The following is a 16,651-nucleotide window of genomic DNA, read 5'->3' on the forward strand; positions in this document are numbered from 1 at the left end:
CCCCTCCCGGCTCCCGATGACATTCTTGCTGAAGCTTTGGGTTGGCAAAATATTACTTTCGGGGTTCGCCCCACCTCTATCTGGCTTTCCTGCTAAGTGTATGTTCATTGGCCCATGGGACAAACTCCACCTCCCCGACCCATTTCGCTTTAAGACGATTGGAATACCGGCCCCTGTATCCCGAGAGTCTCAGTAAAAACATCTCGATGTACCACTGCGCCAGTTGCCAGCACGGCACGATTAGCGGGGCGGTTTTCACGATCATACGGCGTTTCGGATGGACGAATTCGTTGCGGACCCCGACAATCATATCAATTGCATCCGATAGTTTGGGGTCCGCTCGTCTTGCTCTCTGCAACTCTCTGAGGTGCGGCGGGAGTTTTATTGGTATCCCCAACTTAAGGCATGCAGTGCGGATTTTCTCCGCCGCTGTCTTTGGTATCGTCAACCCCGACGATGACAAAACCGCGACAGACAGGCGCTCCAGCGCTGATTGTGAAAGGATCAGGCCGCTGTCAATGCCCGCGCCGTCGCCACCTCGGTTGCTGCGCAGATACCAATATAGCGCGGCCGAAACCGCCTCGCGCAATTGCTTGTCATGGAGCATGGTGACGAAGCCTGAATATGCTTCCGCAAGACACTCTCCGTGATGAACGTCCAGCCAAGCGTATCCGGACTGCCACGGGGCCGAAAGCAATGTTCCCCACGATTCATAGATAACTGTATTTTTTGCGTCGTATCCCACTGGGCCAAAAATCGAAGTCCATTGCCCGCGTGCGAACGAAAGAAAGCGATGTAGATTCCCGATCACCCGCCACAGCGCGGAGACGGTAAAAGATTTTCCGTCACGGCGATCGACCTTCATCACATGGGTGATACCGCTTCCCCCATCGTTTTTCAGTTGCTTGACGATCTCTTGCGTCTGCGGCAGTTCCTGAATCTCTATCAGCCATTCTTCGTCAGTCAGCACAACGCGCCCCAGCCGCCGGCGCTTGTTGCCATTTTCAAATTTGAAGTCCGTCGAGGTCTCGCAGAGACAGACGAAAGCCGGAAAGTTCACCAGATGAAGAATTGCGAATTTGAGCCGAATGCGCCGGTCACGGCAAAGTTCAAAAGTGCCGGAACGTGCCAGAAGCTTCAGTTCGCATTTTTCGTCGGTCGTGCGCGTCTGCGTGCTGATAACGGCGGCCGGATGGCTGGCACCTTCCAGCTTTAACATCAGATCAGCTTCCGAATAGGCAATCCCCGCCGCATCAAAATACTCCTCAACTTCAACAGTGACGACAACGCGTTCGCGCAACCCCAAATGAAGTCGCGCGCAACCGCGCCCGTTGATTGTCTTCCCGTTCGAGGAAATCTCAGCGTTTCGATATCCTAGTTCGATAGGTGCGTTAGTCTGCTCGGAAACATACTTCGGAGTGATTCGGTCAACCATACGAAGAAGATATTCGTTTTCGACCAACGGATCATCTGATCTTTATTGACTTTTGGGGCACCACCGCAGTCGACAGATCATATTGGTTTTTCCTTCCCAAATTTGACGTTTCGGAAGCTATCGCTGGTTTGCAATGCAGCGCTTCGCCTGTCGCCCATGTCGACCAGGAAATCGAGAACCCGGAGGAGCTTGCGTGCAAGTTCTGGATCCACCGGGTGTTCGCGATCTGCCAGTGTCTGCACCATCCCGGCAATGCGGGCCGGAAGTGACCAATCATTCCAACCTGATCGCGGCAACTTACCATGCCCAAAAATTGACAATACCTGATCGGCAAATCGTTGAGCCGGATAATCCTTCGATGCCTGCTCACACAAGGAGAGATAATTGGTTGCCACAAACGGGATCCATCCCGCTTTTTCAACCAGCTTATCGATAATCGGCATCATAATACCAATTTCCCGCCAGTCTCCGTTTGCAAAACGGTGTGCCAAGTTGGCCTGCGGTACACCGGAGAACAACAAATCCCGGATCAATTGTGGGACATCGTGTCCATATATCTCACCGTCCCTATAGCCAGACCTCCGGAAGGAGCGCTCCTTGAGCATCCGCTCTACCGAGGCGTCCAATATCTGGATCACATCAGCAGAGACATCCTTTGCGTCCATCACCTGGATGCAGAGATACAGATGCACGAACCCGGAAAGAAATGACATGCACTGCTCGTCATTCAAGGCAAATATCCGCTTCAGATATCGACGTTCTATTTCATCGGCAGGAAGGTGTGCGCTGATCTGAGCGAGGGTCATGGAAAGCTGCCGCCGCCATTCAAAAAGCTCCGATCGCTGGTTCCGGCGGCGCTCAGTATCATCATCTCTCCAACTCGGATTGATGCGTTCCAAGGTCCAATCCAACAACGCGTCAGCGAATGTCAAAAACCTTGGATGAAGCTCTGAGTCGGTCATAATTCGATCAACGGGCGCAATCTTAAGCACTTCCTTTGCCATATCCCATCGCCAAAACTGATCGGGATCGCGCCACACCTGTTCACCATCTTCTTCAATGAAGTCTGACTCATCCTCATCATCGTCAAAAGGGGCTCGATTACGTCGACGGGGCGCCAGTTCCCAAGCCGGAGGAGGTGTTGTCAATTCGGGCCAATCCGACGAATCCAAGTAGAGGCGTACAACCTCAGCCACGATTGGAGCGCGGGCGTCCATCTCGTGCGCGGGATCGTAGCCATATGCGCTGCGGACCCCGCGCTTACGCGACCCGATGCACAGCCGAAACGCCAGATCGAACCCGATCCAGGCCAGCCGTTTGTTCGCGTCCCAACAAGCGGTCAACTGACGTGTCGCTTCTAGTGAAACCTTCTCTAGGGGATGCGCGGTCAGCGTCAGCAACATCTCGATCGACTTGCTATCGCCCGGCTCGCTACGGATTTTCGCGGCTAGTGCACGGGCGACAAAAAGCTGCGGATGCCAAGGAATAATCGAGCCGGAGAACCAGCCTTCGGAGGCTTCGGGCGTCTCAAAAGCTCGCTCGATAACCAATTCCCCCCATTCTCGCTCAGGCAACTCCGATCCGTTCGAAAAACAAAATATGGCTGCCGCCGCTCCCGCCACGGCTCCCGCGCACATTCCGGTGGGTTCATTCCCTTGGCCTTGCTGAAACAATTCGGGATGATCCAGCGATCGGGCAATCGCGACAGCATCAGCCAGCGTCATCGCTGACGCAATTGCTGATTTCTCAAATGTCTCAGTGACCCAGTTGAACAGCGAAAGTTCCTGCATCTGTTCCTGGTGACGTTCCGCAGCGTCCAGAGCCTCCGGCTCGTTACTCTTCGGATTTTCCAGATAAATGATGCGCTGGTTCTGTTCATCCGGATACTGCTGGGTTCGATAATTTTCAATCCGCCCCCACTCCGCCCAATTTTCTGCCGTCTCCTTAAGTCCTTGCGTGAAATTCTTATCACCACGCTGTTCTTCGTAGGCGTATGGAAGATTGTCGGGAAACTGCTGAATGGCAGATCGGGCGGCATTTCGGATCGCTTCATCGTGATGCAATACGAAGAGCACCGCCATCGAGCGCAGTTCAATTTTTCGGCATGCTCGGCTGCTGCTTTTGACAACGGCATCGATATGAGGACGTTCCGTGCGCGTGCCGTTGTATCCGATCAAACTCGACCGTGAGTTCGAACTTTCAGCAACCCACCTCCTGAGATCCAGATGCCACAGCCTTTGGTTCACGGCGATTGGCAGCGTCACCGCAGTTGCACATTTCCCTTCGGTCATTACCGCCGTCGCGATCGCAAGCGGTGCCAGGCTCTCATGTCCGTTTAGTAGCCTCTCGATGATCGTCTCGGCGGGGGTGTCCTTTTCGAGTTCGGAGAAAGCCCAAGCATCCAACGCGAACATCGCGCTTTGGATTACTTGCGGTCCCCACCAGCTCCTGCCCCACATATATTCGTGCTCATTTCCCCAAAACGCCTGTTCTCCCCACGGAAATTGCAAGGTTATCGGTATGGGTGTTCCTTGTCTCTGGTGGTCAAGGTGATGAAGCTGCCGCCATGCGGTGATCGCGTGGTTCGTCACGTCCCGAACCAGCGCCAGCGCAATGTCGGCTGCGTGCAGGAACAGCGAATGAAACGGCTCGCGTAGAGGGGATGGAGGATAGAAGACGCGATGCTCGTCACTGGTGGATAGATCTTGCCAGTTATGGTGCGAGAAACTGTCAAACCCGAATGGCCCGCTCATCAGAGCCATCTCGTCCATGCGGGTACGTTCCGACTCTGGCTTGGCATTGATTTCAGCTATGCGCTTTAGCTGCTCCGCACGTTCCCTTTTCAAGCGTTTCTGCTTATCCTCCGGTAACTCCTCCATGATTTTGGATCGCGCCAGATCGGCGAGCAATTGAGGGTGCGTCGTAGCGAGCACCGGAGAGAAACGCATCAGCTCTTCAAAGACCTCTTGGCGGATACGAGCGGTATCCATGATCCGATGCAGGTATGCTTCCGTCTTGTCCGGATAACACCGCGCAGCTTTCAGGACGATCGACCGAATGGCGGAGGAAAGGCTTTTCAGGTCGTCTCTGCGTCCGACCTGTTCCCACGCGCCAAGATCGGCTGAAAACGTCGGCGGATGTTGCACAGCTTCAAGATCATCTAGCCAATTCGCGCATCGTTGGACGAGGCGCTTCGAAATAGCATTGGGAATGTCGGCAAACGCATTCTGCCAGACTTCAAACACGGGGACGATGTGCGGAACCAGCCACAATGGCAGCCCGTCGAGCTTTGAAAACAACCACACTAGTAGCCGCCGCCACATCATGATGTCGGAGGGCCAGCCTACGAGGTCCGCAATTCGGATCAGCTCCTGTTTTGAGGCGACGGGTAACTCCGGATTGCCAGCGAGTACGATTTCGTTTGGCTTCGTCTTCTCCGCCTGAAACCAGACCAGCAACTTTTGCAGCAATCTAAATTCATCTGCGACCACGACTTGTTCAAACGTCTCACGATGTCTTGCAAAGTCCGGCGACGAGAACGGCCCCAGCAGCCATGCCCTTGCCCATTGGCTCCGCAGGTTGGACGCCTCGATTTCGCGGAGCCGTTCTCTCCATCCATCATCGGCCGTCAAAATTGCCTGCGAAAGCAGTTCGACAACCCGGCCTAAAACCGGTGGCTCTCCGATTTGCTCGATGAGTGAGATCCAGTCTTCTTCTGCATCCTTCAGAAGGTGGAAGCAGGCCCACTCAAAGAAAATGTCATGCGCAAAATTAACGCGGTGACCCGCTGCCGGTTCGATAAGAATGCCGTCTACTAATAGATGTTCGATCGCCTCCACGGTGGAGTCTTTCAACGTCGAAAAAGGAAATGGTCGACCCAACCTCAGACACGCCGCCCGCGCCAGATCAACGATGGCGCGCTGACGCGCGCGTGCATCTCCCGCACTGGCGTTATATCCTCCTCCGACCCACCAACGCTCAATGAGATCAACTTCCGAGCGAGGCGCGAAACTGTCAGAGTTTGGCGCGGCGAGTTCCTTGACGAGCACTGACGCGAAGAAGGGCCGCCTGGCAATGGCACTGACATTGGCCGAGCCGTATAACAGCGGGCTCAGGGATGGCACGGCCTCAGACAAAGCCTGCGTTTCATCGTCGTCAAATTCTTTAACCTCGACAATCCCAACGCCGTCGGATGCAAAGAGATGGGAAGGTAGCCAGTTGCGCAGTGGCTCAATTCCCGCGTCCCGAGCCGTTACAACAATTCGCCAGTCCGCAAGTTCAGACGTTTCCAATATCACGCGTATAAGGTCGGTCACGACGTTGCGTTGCGCGGGTTCGATGCGGTCAATCCCGTCGATACAGAGACACGCCAAGCCTAACGCGCCAATTTCGCGCAGGAGAACTTTCGCATCCGTGCATTCCAATCCGATTGATCGAGCGAAAGCCTGCCAGCTATGGCCGTCCAGTCGATCGGACTTGATAAAGAGCACCGGGCCGGATGCGCGGTGACGCTCGATGAATTGGCGGAAAACCGCTGATTTGCCTGTACCAGGCGCCCCCTGAATCTGAACAAATCGATGATCCGCAATCGCTCGATCTAACTTCGCCTGGATTTTCGGACGCGTGATCGCCACTCCGCCGATCCGGTCGCCGATATCGTCCGGCCATTCGGCGGCGATGCGTTCGAGGAGCAGGAGATCGCACTGAAGCCGATTGCTACCGCGAAAGCGAAAACGTCCCTTCAATGCGGTCAGCAGGTTGGGACGCTGAAAAGCCGCGGACCGTCCGGACTGCTCATGAGCAATTTGCTGCAAAGCATCCCATAGATCATGTCCACGATCACTGTCTGTATCCGACAGCGCCGCGGTCAGCTGATTGATAATGGCAACCGACGACGCCGCACCTTCGTGCAGCGCATCGCATTTGATTGCCAAAAAATGCGCCAGCAGAGATTGCAGCTCTTCGATCGGTACAGACACCCCCCCGGCTTCCAACAGGATTGTCTCGATGGCCTGTCTGATCGAGCGGTGATCGTTGCTCGCAAGCCCGCCAGCCGCGAAGCGCTCGGCAAAATGGGTGGCATCGTCACTGGCGCGCGCCCACTCACAAATAGTCTGCAGCGACCGCAAACGATCGTCTGAGATGGTGCCAACAACGAAACCGAACCGGTCGCGACCAATTTGGAAGCCGTCTTTTTTCAGCGTTTTCCAGCTATTGCCAATAATTTCGCGGAAATCCGTCGTGCCCGCCCCGATGTTCAGCGAGCGCTTAATCTGCAAGCTTAGCCGTGCAACCGAGCCATCATTCGCGGTGCCATCCACGATCAAATCGTCAAGGGGCTCACCAAAAGCCGCCTGTTGGAGAGCAACACGAGTGATGATGTGTCCTGGTAGGCCCGGCATACTGCCTTCAAATAGTAACCCCGCCAGATACTGGGCGGAAACGCCATCCTCGAAGGTGAAGCCACTTCCTCCCGTGAGTTCTGATGATTGAGGACGTATAGCCATTATTGCCCCGAATGTTTTGACAAGAGCAGGGGTTTACCCAGTACAAACTAAGCCCTCATCTCTACATGATTCTGCAATTGGAACTGCAAAACAGAGTGGATTTTTGGATCAATCCTCAGCAAAGTCTAGCTCCCGTGAACTGGGGCCTGAAGCGGTCCTTGTCAGTCGGCATCATGTGGAGACTTTGCCGAGAGACGGGACGAAATTCAGTGCTTAATGATGAGGGACGTGTAGAAGGGGTTCCCATTACACGTCAGATCAGGAAAGAACTGGTATGAGGAAGGCCGCGCCGCTGAGACCGATCCGACCTCGAGCTTCCGACTCGAAGCTGCAAATGGAGCAGTTCGGCATTGAGCCAGAGAAGCACGCCGAGTTCAAGGAGGCGATGCTATCGGCAGCACGTGCCGCTGTTGAACAGTTTCCAGCCAACCTGGAAGCCGTGAAGAAAGAACTCCGGCAGACGTTTCCGGAGGGCGTGTTAACGGCGTTCTTCAACTACGGCATGCAGGCAAGCCTGGGGCCGAGCGGTGAGCAGCACAAGGCCTTGCCGGATATCCTGCAGCATCACGGCGAGCTCCTCCACGCCCTGGTACTTACTTTACCGATTGAGGAGTGGGGCAATCAACCCCTCACACCCGACGTCATGGACCGGCTCTTCAAGGCAGTACCCCAGCTATCCAACACGTTCTTCATGCAGCGCGTCCTAGACGGCGAGGCTATCCAGGACGAAGAGGCGCAAGTCGTGCTCTCCCTTCAGGAGCGTATCCGCTTTCACACGCACGGGGTCCGAAACTGGGGCTACTTCGACAACGTCGTGGCGCTATCGCGCGATCTCTACGCCTCGCTCGATCTTACACTATCTACCCATCATGGGTTTAGCGCCTCAGACGTGCTCGATGTCCTCTCGGCGCTCACCGCTGAGTTCGAGCGCCGAAACGAGCAGCACTGGGATACTCTTCGCAGAATCCTTCGCGGCCGCACCGTGCGCAAACTAGTGGAGCTCTATTTCAGGCACGTTCCCGGTCTGAAAGGAAGCGCGGACGAGATGCTGGCCGAGCTGCCAAATTCTGTTACCCGCGAGCAGATGATCGGATGGCTCATGTCGCATCTCGATCTCAGGCTTCTCGACGTTGCGACCTTTACGATTGCCGAGATTGCGGTGCTCACGAAGAAGCCGGAAGCGATCATTCAAGCGGTCCTCCACGCTTTGGCATTCGAGCCGGGCGCCCTTGAAAATCAAAAACCAGAGCATCTGTTCCTCGACAATCCCGTGTGGGATCACCCGGCCATTCGAATGGGCGACCGGTTCGTAGTGCCGCTCCCACACATGGCCTTCAGCCATGTCCACCGGCTGATGGACCGGTTGGTCGCTGAAGCGGGGCTGCAGAAACAGCTAAAGGATCGCCGGGCAGTCTACCTGGAGCAGCAGCTCGAGGCCGTGTTTCGCTCGGCGCTCCCTGGAGCGGAACTGAAGCCGGGCCTCAAGTGGAAGAAGAACGGACAGCGGTTCGAGAACGACCTGGTCATCCTTTTTGATCACGTGGTGATCATCGCCGAGGCCAAGTCGCACCGCCTTACACCCTCGGGGCTCCGCGGGGGCAAAGAACGTGTGAAGCGGCATCTCGACGAGATGGTGCTGGAGCCCTCTGTCCAGTCGTCGAGGCTTGAGGCACTCATACTGGCGGCTCGTGGCGGCGACGCGGAAGCCATTGCAATTCTGGGCGACGTCGGCATCGACCCCGGCATGGCAGACCGGGTGGTTCGCCTCTCCGTCACCCTCGACGACTTTTCGGTGCTTAGTGCTTCAGAGTCGGACTTCAAGAAGGTGGGATGGGTCCCCCGGGATCATGCACTCGCGCCGAGCCTTCTGATTTCGGATCTTCGATGCATCGCCGATGTTCTCGACAATCCACTCCTGCTCTTACACTACCTGACCGAGCGCGGCCACTTGCAGAAGTCTCTAAACCTGTTCGGAGACGAGCTCGATTTCCTCGGTCTCTACCTAGTCACGGGATTCAACCTCGCCGCCCTGCACGACAAGTTCTCAGAATTCTCCCCCACCGGCATGTCTGCTCCCATTGATCGTTACTACGAAGGGCGAGCGGCTGGGCTGAATGTGCCCAAACCGAAGATGGAGCTCCGCCCTCTGTGGCGGGACATCATTGACCGACTGGTTCAGGCTAGGCCTCCCGGCTGGACGCTCGTTGGCATGCACCTGCTTTCGAGCGCTGATCCGGCCGAGCAGCGGGCGGTTGAGCGGAACCTTCATAAGCTGCGCGCCAATGTGCGGAAGCGCTACCGTGACCCGAAACACATCAGCACCCTCGTCATCCACCCGCCTGAGCCGCGGAAGGGCGCCGTCATGTTCTACGTGTTTCCGGAGCAGTTGCACGACAGTCAGCGAACAGCGATGCAGCAGCTTGCGGCAGAGACGATGGAGACCGAAAAGCTAAGCGCATGTGTGATCTTCTCTCGGTCAACGGAGAAGTGGGGCCAGCCGTACGAGACCGTGTTGCTGCTGGAGCGCAAGGCACCGCTCCAAGCGCCACCGGCCTAGTCGGGAACTCTTCGCCGACCTCTCGTCGAAACCCTTTGATATCCGCTTCGAAGGCGCAAAGCCGCCGCGCTGCGTGGCTGAAACCGGTTGTCACTCGCACGACCCACATACTACGAATTGTCGGCACAAGAGACACGCCAAGGCCGCTACCGCTCCGAAGCTGTGCGAACCTGATTTGAACCTATCGATTCCGGAGGATAGCGTGTCGTGAGGAATCGTAGATTAGGGTGGTCTAGCGTGCTATAGCGTGGTTGCGGGGGCAGGATTTAATCATTACTTGCGATCGACGAAGACTTCTTATGTGATGCTGGAAATTTTTCTTTCTGGAAACCGTAGCGCATTATTTCGTGCCGCAGCGTAGAAGCAGAACCAAACTATGTTTATCGCCGCTCTCGAGCGAGATTGAGTTGAGAGACTTTTCGAAATGCATAATGGTCCGCTAGGCGGCCCGAAAGCAGACATACGCGTACCGCCCCACCCACGTGCGGTTCGAATCTCGCCCGGCGGGCCGAGAAACGGCAAGGTCTGGTGGCGAGCGGACAGCCGGATTCCGGGCGGCACGGGCGATAGCTGCCGTCCCGAAAATGATGGTATTTGGGGAGAATACCGCTGTCTTATCGGTGTATCTATCGCGGCGTGGGGAGCTCGACAGTCTGGCCAACAACATCGATCGCCACCTTACCTCGAAGCCCACGGGAGCTTCCGCCTTCGAGCAGTTCATGCGCGTCGCCGACCCGAGCTAGAGGCAGCACCGCGCCGATGACAGGCTTGATCAGGCCGCGTTCGATAAGGTTTGTCAGGGCGTCGAGCTTGCCGCGATTCTGCCGGGTGAACACGAAATGGTAAGCGGCATTCTTGCCCCACGCCTCGATCAGGTTTTGCGGCTGTGCAATGTCGACGATGCTGACCACCCGTCCGGCATCCGCGAGGGCGAGCGGGCTTTTCGTCAGGGTATCGCCGCCGATGGTATCGAACACGACGTTCACCCCCTGCCCATGCGTCAAGTCCGCCACGGCTGAGACATAGTCATCGGAGGTGTAGTCGATTACCTCGTCCGCTCCGAGCGAACGTACGAATTCATGGTTGCTGGAGCGCGCCGTCGTGATGACCCGCGCACCCATCGCCTTGGCAAGCTGGATCGCCACCGTGCCCACACCGCCGGCGCCACCGTGGATCAGGATCGTTTCGTGGACCGCAAGCTGGGCGCGGGTGACCAAGGCTTCCCAGATCGTACCGCCAACCAGCGTCAGACTGGCAGCCTCCAGATGGCTGATATTGTGCGGCTTGCGAGCGACCAGATCGACATCGGCAATGTGCTGCTCCGCATATGAGCCGGGGCCGCCGAAGATTTTGGGTGTGTAATAAACCTCGTCGCCTATCTCGAATTCGCTGACGTCGGCTCCCTTCTCTTCCACGACGCCGGAAACGTCGTGACCGATGATGGCGGGGAGCGGCACGTAGTCGGCGTAGTCGCCACGTCGGATCTGATAGTCCAGGGGATTAATGGCGGTGGCGTGAACGCGCACCCGGACCTGCCGAGGTCCGACGACCGGTACGGACACATCGCGCAGCGCGAATGCGTCGTAGCCACCGAACCTTTCGAGGACGATTGCCTTCATGGTGTCGGTCATGATCTTACCTTTCTCAAAATCAATGATGGTAAGAGCTTTAATAGTGGATACCCACATCATATGTAATACGCACAAAATTTACTCTAGGTGCACAAAAGGATACTGCTATGGTCAAGCGGCGCCACACCAGTCTGGATAGCAATCCCGGTTGCGCGGTAGAGGCGGCGATCAGTCTGATCGACGGAAAATGGAAATGCGTTGCGCTTTGGTATCTTCAGGAAAGAGGTACTGTCCGTTTCAACGAGTTGATGCGCTTGATGTCCGGGGTCACGCAGAGGACCTTGACCAATCAGTTGCGCGAATTGGAAGCCGACGGACTGATCAATCGCGTAGTCCATGCTCAGGTGCCACCCAAGGTCGAATACAGCTTGTCTGATCGGGGCCGGACATTCATACCGATCCTTCTATCCCTCTCAGCTTGGGGAGAAGCCAATATGGACCTGTTCCAGCAATCTAAGGCGGCGGCTTCGTGACTCCTCCCCAAGCTGCAAGTCCGTGCGATGGCACGGGCCGTCCATAAATGAAGGTTCAGCGGGATAGCCGGCGCAGGATGGGTCTTCCCGATGCGTCCGGCCGGTCTACTTTCCCGAAACCTGATGTGGATTGCCGGACCGACCGGGCTTCAGCGCGACGTGTTTGTATTCGATGAAGTCGTCAAGCGCGGCGACACCATTCAGCCTACCCAATCCCGAAAGTTTGAATCCGCCTTCTTCGGTGCTGTCATAGACCTTCGCCCAATCATTCACGAAGACGCTGCCCACCTCCAGCGCCTGAGCGACCCGCAACGCGCGGTCCAGATCTCGCGTCCAAACGCTGGCGGACAAACCGTATTCGCTGTCGTTGGCGAGCGCGATGGCGTCGGTCTCTTCGCAGAAACGCTGGATGGTGAGGACGGGGCCGAAGGTTTCCTGCTGCACAATCGGAAGGCTGTTGTCCGAGACTTCGAGCAGGGCCGGGCGAAAGAACGCCCCATTCGCCAGCGGGCCGTCGGTGATCGGTCCGCCGCGGACAATCGCTTTGGCTCCGGCATTCACCGCGTCCTGGACAATCTTGTCGACCCGCTCGACGTTGGGTTTGTCGATCAACGGTCCCATGTCGCTTTTGGGATCAGAGGCAGGCCCGACCCGCACATTCCGCAGCCGCTCGGCAAGCCGATCGCGAACGGTGTCGTAGACCGCTTCCTGTACGAGCAGCCGCGAGCCCGTCATGCAGAACTGGCCGGCGAACACCGTCAGCGCCTTTTCCAAAACGGGCAGCATGGGTTCCATGTCGGCGTCGTCGAACACGATCATTGGCGCCTTTCCCCCCAATTCAAGTCCGAAGCGTTTCATTCGGCGCGCCCCGACCGCGCTGATCGCAACGCCGGTCTTCGTGCTTCCCGTGAAGCTGATCGTCGGCACGTCGGCGCTTTCGACAAGGAGCGCGGCCCCATCCGATCCACTTTCAACGAAAATGTTGATGACGCCGTTCGGAAGGTCCGAGGCTTCTGCAAGGATTTCCGCCAGCACGCCAGCGATCTGGGCGGCCTGCCCTGGCATCTTGATGACGACCGCGCATCCTGCGGCAAGTGCCGGCGCGAACGATCTGGTCGCCAGAATGATCGGAGAGTTCCAGGGAACGATGACCCCCGCTACGCCCATCGGCTGCCGCAGGACGATCGAAAGGCTTCCCGGTCGCGGTTGCACGGCGCGACCCGCTTCGGTTCGCGCCATCGCCGCCCAGTAGCGCAGCTTGCTCGGGGCGCCGTCAACCTCAAGTGCGGCTTCGCCCCGAACCTTTCCATTCTCGAGCGAGAGGATGTCTATCAGTGGATCGCGGTTCCGCTCGATCGCCAAAGCCATCTGGTCGAGCACTTTGGCTCGCAGTTCGACATCATGTGCCCAGGCCGTGCCTCGAAAGGCGCGGCTCGCGGCGTCGATGGCGGACCCTGCAGCCGCGCCGCCATCATCCGGATAATCGCCGATGCGTTCGTAGGTCGCCGGATTGATGGAGATGCCGAGGCTCGCCGACGAAACGAACGCGCCATTGATCCAATTCTTGGCCGAATATGTCTTCATCTGAAAGTCCTCAGATAGCTGCATGACATGACCGTCCCTCCACCGCCGTGAATGGACTGGTGTTGCTAGAGCGCTACTGCTCGTGCTTGCGCCCGCTGCGACCTTGCTTCAGCGGTCGCAGAGGGCGTCGGGGATCAGGTCAGGAACGGCGGAGCGTTTTCGCCGCGCAGGCGATAGTTGGGACGCGGGCGTTCAAGCCGGATCGATTCGAGCACCGTGTAGGCGTGATACTTTGTCTGTGTGGTCACGCCGGCGAGCCGTTCCGACCAGAGCTGGCCGTTGCTGCTGCGCTTCTCGAGTACATATTTGGTGGCGTAGTTCGCCATCGAGTTGATCCAGTTCTCGGTGCCGACGAACACTTTGTCCCAGCCGGCGCCGTCCAAGATGCTGATCAGGGCATCCGACCTCGAGAATCGATCGACGGCCGCCTGCGCGCCATCAAGGACGTCGGCGAAATACTCAATCGACGCCTTGACCGTCTCGGGCGTGCCGTACTTCATGTGGTGGCCGGCGACGAGGAAGTCGAAGTCGAACTCGAGGAGCTGTTCCTGGGCCTGATACCAGCCGGTTATATTCTGCGAAGCGTCGCAGTGCATGAAGGTGGCGCTGCCGGGGCTGATGATGTCGATGACGGTCAGCACCTTCTGCGCCGGCGCGTAGATGAAGATGTTGCCGGGGCAGTGGTTCTCGCCCTTGTACGACAGCTCCAGCGTCACGCCGCCGACCGTCAGCGTGTGTTCCTTGTCGAAGGTTAGGGTCGGGATCGGACGGTTCGGATCAGGAAAGCGCTCGAGCAGTTCCTTGGTGATCTGGTGAGCGACGATCTCGACGTTCGGCCCGAACACGGAGGCGGCGCCGATGTGATCGGTGTGCCAGTGGCTGTAGATGACATGTGTCACGGGCTTGTCGGTGACATCCTCGATCGCTGCGAGCATGTTCTCGCCGATCGTCGGCGGGGCGTCGATCGCGATCACGCCGTCGTCCGTCACCACGAACGCCGCGTCATAGCCGCCGCTGGTGACCCAGTAGAAGCCGCCGCGCAACTCCTCGACATGGTAGCCCAGCTTCTGGAAGCGCTCGCTGGTGAAATAGGATGGATAGTAGTTCGGGGGATCGGCCGGATGTTCACCCGCCTCGGGAAAGCCGTAATTGTCGATCGCGAAGAACGCCGGCGTATCGCTGGCATTGATGGCTTTCTGATGGTTGTTGCACATGATCCGCTTCCTTTGCTGATGAATTGGGAGTCGCGCGGGACGCTCAGGCGTCCGTGGCGTCGAACCGGAGGACCGCCTTGATGACGCGACCGGCGGCGACGTCTTCGAACGCCTGGTTGATGTCCGCGAAGTCGTAGAAGGTGATCAGGCGGTCGAACGGGAACCGGCCCGTGCGGTAGAGGCCGATCAGTTCGGGGATCATCAGCGCCGACACGGCATCGCCTTGAATGATACCCTGGAGCGTCTGCCCGACTGTCAGACGCGATGCGTCCACCATCGCGCCCGAATGGGCGTTGAAGGCGACGAAGCCGAAATGCCCCATCGGCGCGAGGGTACCAACCCCCGCATCGAGATTGGCGGCGCGCCCGCTGGTGTCTAGGACGAACTCGACGCCCCTCGGCTCGATTTGCCGGATCGCGGCGGATACGTCCGCCTGGCCGACCGCGTTGACGGCGTGGGTCGCGCCAAGCTCCCTGGCGAGCTCCAGGCGTTCCGCATTCACGTCGATGGCAATGACCGTCGCCGCGTCAGCGACCTTGGCGGCCATGATCGCGGCAAGGCCGACCGCGCCGACGCCGAAGACGGCGACCGTGGCGCCGACCGGAACCTTCATCGCCTTCAGGATTGCACCGGCGCCGGTCTGGAAGCCGCAGCCGAGCGGCCCCAGGATGTCCAGCGGAATGTCGCTGGGCACCTTGATGGTGTTGCGCTGATGCGCAAGCGCATAGGATGCGAAAGACGATTGGCCGAAGAAATGGGCGTGCAGGTCGTCCGCCCCGTTCCGCTCGACACCGATGGAGCCATCCAACCTCGCACCCGCAAAGTTAGCCTCCCACACTTTCTCGCAATACGCGGCGTGAGACGAGAGGCAGGGCTTGCACTGTCCGCAGGAGTGGTAGGAGAGTACGACGTGGTCGCCAGGCTTGATGTGGACGACCGATACTCCGGTACGCACGACGATGCCCGCGCCCTCGTGGCCGAGGATAGCCGGCAGTGGCGTCGGCATCAGCTGTTGCCGGACATGGGCATCGGTCGCGCAGATCCCCGTTGCGACCATGCGGACGAGCACCTCGTCTGGCCGGGGCGCTTCAAGTGTCACATCCTGCATCACGAAGGGTGCATCCTTTCGCTCGACCACGGCTGCGCGAGCACGCGTGATCGTGCTCTGCCCATGCGGATCGCGGGGAATGTTCGCTGCTTCAGAGTTTCGCGAGCTTGTCATCGGCGGCCTCCAGGGAGTTCGATTGCAAGAGAGGCGGATGTTGTTTCCGCTGCCCTTTCCTCGAGAATACCGATCCTGTAGTGTTGCAGTAGCCGCCAAGGCAGAAACGTGGAGTTGCTGATGCCGGAACCCGGGCCCGTTGACTTGTTGGACGTGATCGCATTCATCCGAGTGGTGGAAACCGGAAGCATTGCAAATGCTGCCGCGCGCCTAGGTATCGTCAAATCTATCGTGAGCCGACGCGTCAGCCGCCTCGAGGCTGTTCTTGGTGCTCAGTTGCTGACCCGCACCCCGAGGGGCACGAGGTTGACGGATATTGGTCGCGAGTATCATGCGCATGCGGCCGCAGGCCTATTGCAACTAGAATCGGCGCAGGAGGTCGTCAGCAAGTCGACCAGCGAGATTTCTGGCCAACTGCGAATCCAGGTTCCGGCTGCGTTCGGCCAGTTTCTGCTGGCGCCGCTGCTGGCGGAATTCGCGCTACTTTATCCGCTTATCCAGTTCGATGTTCGCTTTACCGATCGTCAGGTGGATATGATCGCCGAGGCGTATGACCTTGCGATCTGGCCCGGCGCCGTTCCGGACTCGATTCTCATCACCCGCAAGTTTGCCAAGGTTCGCTGGGTAGTGGTAGCCAGCCCGGCCTATCTCGATGCGCGCGGGCGCCCTGCGGTCCCCGCTGACCTGGCGGCGCACGACACCATTCTCTACGCGCTGGATCCCGGCCGTTGGCGCTTTCAGGGCCGCGAAGGCTGGGAGCACGTGCGCATGAATTCTCGGTTCTGCACCGATAACGGGCAGATGCTCCTGGCCGCTGCGCGTGCAGGTCTGGGGGTTGTACTTGTTCCGCGGTTCATGGTCGAAGGCCTTTTGGAGCAAGGCGAACTCGAAGCGGTCCTGCCCGATTTTCCGCACGAAGGGGGTGATCTGCAGATCTTCATGCCGCCCGCGCGCGCCGGTATCGCGCGTGTGCGGGCATTGGTGGATTTCCTTTACGAGAAGTTCGACCGGGAAATCTGAGTCACTCG

General features: G+C 58.2%; 9 protein-coding genes. 3 read left to right on the forward strand and 6 right to left on the reverse strand.

The window, feature by feature from the left end:
• Positions 1–76 precede the first annotated feature (76 nt).
• Both ACMGE0_RS29830 and ACMGE0_RS29835 read right to left on the reverse strand, forming a co-directional pair.
• Entirely contained in the window at positions 77–1,462 is a 1,386-nt protein-coding gene (locus ACMGE0_RS29830) for a YopA family protein (protein ID WP_436819518.1), read from the reverse strand.
• Between the two features lie 50 nt (positions 1,463–1,512).
• On the reverse strand, positions 1,513–6,942 hold the full coding sequence (locus ACMGE0_RS29835; protein ID WP_436819519.1) for an NACHT domain-containing protein: 5,430 nt from the start codon (positions 6,940–6,942) through the stop codon (positions 1,513–1,515).
• Between the two features lie 334 nt (positions 6,943–7,276).
• On the opposite strand from ACMGE0_RS29835, the gene ACMGE0_RS29840 reads away from it, so the two are divergent.
• Positions 7,277–9,499, forward strand: a complete 2,223-nt coding sequence (locus ACMGE0_RS29840) for a hypothetical protein (RefSeq protein WP_436819520.1) — start codon at positions 7,277–7,279, stop codon at positions 9,497–9,499.
• Positions 9,500–10,125: 626 nt separating this feature from the next.
• Here the strand turns inward: ACMGE0_RS29840 and ACMGE0_RS29845 are convergent.
• Entirely contained in the window at positions 10,126–11,130 is a 1,005-nt protein-coding gene (locus ACMGE0_RS29845) for a zinc-dependent alcohol dehydrogenase family protein (protein WP_436819521.1), read from the reverse strand.
• A 107-nt stretch (positions 11,131–11,237) separates the two neighbouring features.
• Here ACMGE0_RS29845 and ACMGE0_RS29850 point away from each other — a divergent pair, with 107 nt between their 5' ends.
• Entirely contained in the window at positions 11,238–11,603 is a 366-nt protein-coding gene (locus ACMGE0_RS29850; protein WP_040115107.1) for a winged helix-turn-helix transcriptional regulator, read from the forward strand.
• A gap of 105 nt (positions 11,604–11,708) precedes the next feature.
• Here the strand turns inward: ACMGE0_RS29850 and ACMGE0_RS29855 are convergent, their stop codons facing one another.
• The 3 genes from ACMGE0_RS29855 to ACMGE0_RS29865 all read right to left on the reverse strand — a co-directional run bounded on the left by ACMGE0_RS29855 (position 11,709) and on the right by ACMGE0_RS29865 (position 15,623).
• The gene (locus ACMGE0_RS29855; RefSeq protein WP_436819522.1) at positions 11,709–13,187 is read right to left on the reverse strand and encodes an aldehyde dehydrogenase family protein; all 1,479 of its coding nucleotides are present in this window, start codon (positions 13,185–13,187) and stop codon (positions 11,709–11,711) included.
• A gap of 134 nt (positions 13,188–13,321) precedes the next feature.
• Positions 13,322–14,401, reverse strand: a complete 1,080-nt coding sequence (locus ACMGE0_RS29860; RefSeq protein ID WP_436819523.1) for an MBL fold metallo-hydrolase — start codon at positions 14,399–14,401, stop codon at positions 13,322–13,324.
• A 43-nt stretch (positions 14,402–14,444) separates the two neighbouring features.
• Positions 14,445–15,623: an NAD(P)-dependent alcohol dehydrogenase gene (locus ACMGE0_RS29865; RefSeq protein ID WP_436819524.1), complete on the reverse strand. Its 1,179-nt coding sequence runs from the start codon at positions 15,621–15,623 to the stop codon at positions 14,445–14,447.
• Positions 15,624–15,743: 120 nt separating this feature from the next.
• On the opposite strand from ACMGE0_RS29865, the gene ACMGE0_RS29870 reads away from it, so the two are divergent.
• Positions 15,744–16,643, forward strand: coding sequence for a LysR family transcriptional regulator (locus ACMGE0_RS29870; RefSeq protein ID WP_436819525.1), 900 nt, complete (start codon positions 15,744–15,746; stop codon positions 16,641–16,643).
• Positions 16,644–16,651: the final 8 nt, after the last annotated feature.

The sequence above is a fragment of the Neorhizobium descurainiae genome, assembly GCF_051400715.1.
GTDB lineage: Bacteria > Pseudomonadota > Alphaproteobacteria > Rhizobiales > Rhizobiaceae > Neorhizobium.

Excerpts from the sequence above, each read along its gene's own strand:
- ACMGE0_RS29835 (WP_436819519.1), bottom strand. The coding sequence starts at position 6,942 with ATGGCTATACGTCCTCAATCATCAGAACTCACGGGAGGAAGTGGCTTC.
- ACMGE0_RS29840 (WP_436819520.1), top strand. The coding sequence starts at position 7,277 with ATGGAGCAGTTCGGCATTGAGCCAGAGAAGCACGCCGAGTTCAAGGAG.
- ACMGE0_RS29845 (WP_436819521.1), bottom strand. The coding sequence starts at position 11,130 with ATGACCGACACCATGAAGGCAATCGTCCTCGAAAGGTTCGGTGGCTAC.
- ACMGE0_RS29850 (WP_040115107.1), top strand. The coding sequence starts at position 11,238 with ATGGTCAAGCGGCGCCACACCAGTCTGGATAGCAATCCCGGTTGCGCG.
- ACMGE0_RS29855 (WP_436819522.1), bottom strand. The coding sequence starts at position 13,187 with ATGAAGACATATTCGGCCAAGAATTGGATCAATGGCGCGTTCGTTTCG.
- ACMGE0_RS29860 (WP_436819523.1), bottom strand. The coding sequence starts at position 14,401 with ATGTGCAACAACCATCAGAAAGCCATCAATGCCAGCGATACGCCGGCG.
- ACMGE0_RS29865 (WP_436819524.1), bottom strand. The coding sequence starts at position 15,623 with ATGACAAGCTCGCGAAACTCTGAAGCAGCGAACATTCCCCGCGATCCG.
- ACMGE0_RS29870 (WP_436819525.1), top strand. The coding sequence starts at position 15,744 with ATGCCGGAACCCGGGCCCGTTGACTTGTTGGACGTGATCGCATTCATC.